The organism is Pallidibacillus pasinlerensis (genome assembly GCF_009996845.1).
In the GTDB taxonomy this organism is placed as follows: domain Bacteria; phylum Bacillota; class Bacilli; order Bacillales; family Caldibacillaceae; genus Pallidibacillus; species Pallidibacillus pasinlerensis.
The window spans coordinates 1-2047 of the sequence record NZ_JAACYS010000126.1; the positions used below are offsets into that span (position 1 = coordinate 1).

The 2047-nt window shown below is 41.6% G+C and carries 1 protein-coding gene; it reads right to left on the reverse strand.

Annotation, left to right across the window (positions count from 1 at the left end):
- Nucleotides 1–175: 175 nt before the first annotated feature.
- On the reverse strand, nt 176–1477 hold the full coding sequence (ltrA, locus tag GW534_RS15740) for a group II intron reverse transcriptase/maturase (RefSeq protein WP_161921910.1): 1302 nt from the start codon (nt 1475–1477) through the stop codon (nt 176–178).
- Nucleotides 1478–2047: the final 570 nt, after the last annotated feature.

Below are 2047 nucleotides of genomic sequence, written 5' to 3' on the forward strand. Positions count from 1 at the left end.
AGTAGAGTAGAAAACAGGAATTAGATAATGTCCTTTTGTCCTCGGGGTTCAGGGTGTTCCACCTTACTAAGCCAGACTGAGGACATTTCTTTTCCTGCTTCCCCTCATCAAACCGTACGTGAGGTTTTCCCTCATACGGCTTTCCGACGTTCTTCTTTCTTTGGCATTACGGTATCTAACTTGCCAATTTCACTAACAAATGTTCGACTTCATTTCTTACGTCCCTAAGTCTCCCGTGTTTCTTTCGATTGTTTCTTTTCTTGTTATAAAACAACGTGAGTCTTTCAAGTACATACCAATCAATACGGTTTAACCATTTCTTCCCTAAAGGTGATATCGCATAATAGTTCTTAAACCCTTGTAACCTTCGGTTAAGACCACGAACTAAATCTTTGATATCCATTAATAACTTATACCTTGGTTCGGTGTAGTCTTTAATTTTCATTCGCATTTTCTTCATTGCGGTCTTCTTTGGTATGTGAGACATGACATAAATCGTTCTCCCACCTTTAATCCTTTTAGGAAATTTTCGGTGATGGAAGCCAAGAAAATCAAAACCTTCGGTGTCGTCCCAAATATTAACTAGTCTTGATTTATCTCGATTAATGGAAAGGTCGAGTTTCTTTGTAATAGCTAGAATTACTTGGATGCTATCCATTGCCTGTTTCTTGGTCTTACACATGATGACAAAGTCATCGGCGTATCGGATGATTTCTCCTAGATGGCTGAATTTCTTTTGCCAAAGTCTGTCCATTGTATTTAGGTAGATATTGGCTAAAAGTGGGGAAATCACGCCTCCTTGCGGAGTTCCTGTCAAAGGATTTCTTACTTTTCCTTCTTCCATAATGCCAGCTTCAAGCCACTTCCGAATTAGTTTTAAGACCCGTCGGTCACTAATTCGTTGTTCTAGTAGTTTCATCAATTTCTTTTGATTGATGTTATCGAAATACCCTTGGATATCGACGTCGACTACCCAAAAACATTTCCTACTCTCTTTTCTTATTCTTGCTATCGCTTGATGTGCATTACGTTTTGGCCGAAAACCGAATGAACAGTCCTGGAAGTCTGCTTCAAAAATAGGCTCTATAACCATTTTCGTTGCCATTTGTGCAACCCTATCTTTAATCGTAGGTATCCCTAATGGACGTTTCTTTCCATTTTCTTTTGGGATATAGGTTCTACGGACTGGGCTAGGATTATAACGTTTCTCCTTTAGTTCCAAGTAGAGCTCGTTCATAAATCTCTTCTCCCCATATCCATCAACGATTTGTTCAATCGTTTGTCCGTCTATACCTCCACTACCTTTCTTCCGTTTTACCCGTTGCCATGCCTCCCATAGAATATCAGGACGATAAATTTTGTCATATAAAGCGTGAAATCTACGAGTTGGACTTTCCTTGGCACAAAGATATAACGTCTTCCAGAGTTCTTGAGCTTTTACTTTATTGGTGTAGTTAGTCATTTTCCTGACATTCACTCACTCTTACCTCCTTCTGACATATGAACGAAGTAGGGTATTGGCTAACGCCGTCCTTCCCTAGACAATGTTGTGTTGTCATTGTCATAATCGGTACTATGACCCCCTCCGACTCCCTCTCGTCCATCCACCACTTCGTTTACACTTATAGGTTTCTGCTTTACTTCCAAAGGAAGTGACGAGTAGGGTATCCCCAGTTCCGTTAACTACTTTCTGAACATGTCGCTCCCCTTACCCCGGGAGATTCTTCGGTGTTGTTTTCCAAGTACTTGACACCTTCCATGGTCTTCGCCCATATTCTCCAGGCTCGACTTCTCCTTGTCCACCAAAGGTGGGCTCTTTTGACGAGGCGGCAGGATTCACTTTATGTTACAACCTGTTCATTTGCTCGCACTCTACAAGAGAGTTACTTTGTCACAGGGCTTCAACCTTAGGATTTCTCCACCAGTTGCCTGTCAGCTACCGAGCGTCTTGGCACTTACTCGGGTTGGACTCTCACCAACTAGCAATTAACGGCTTGCTGGGCACGCAAAATATAAAAAGCCGTTATCATTATAACGGCTTTGCAAA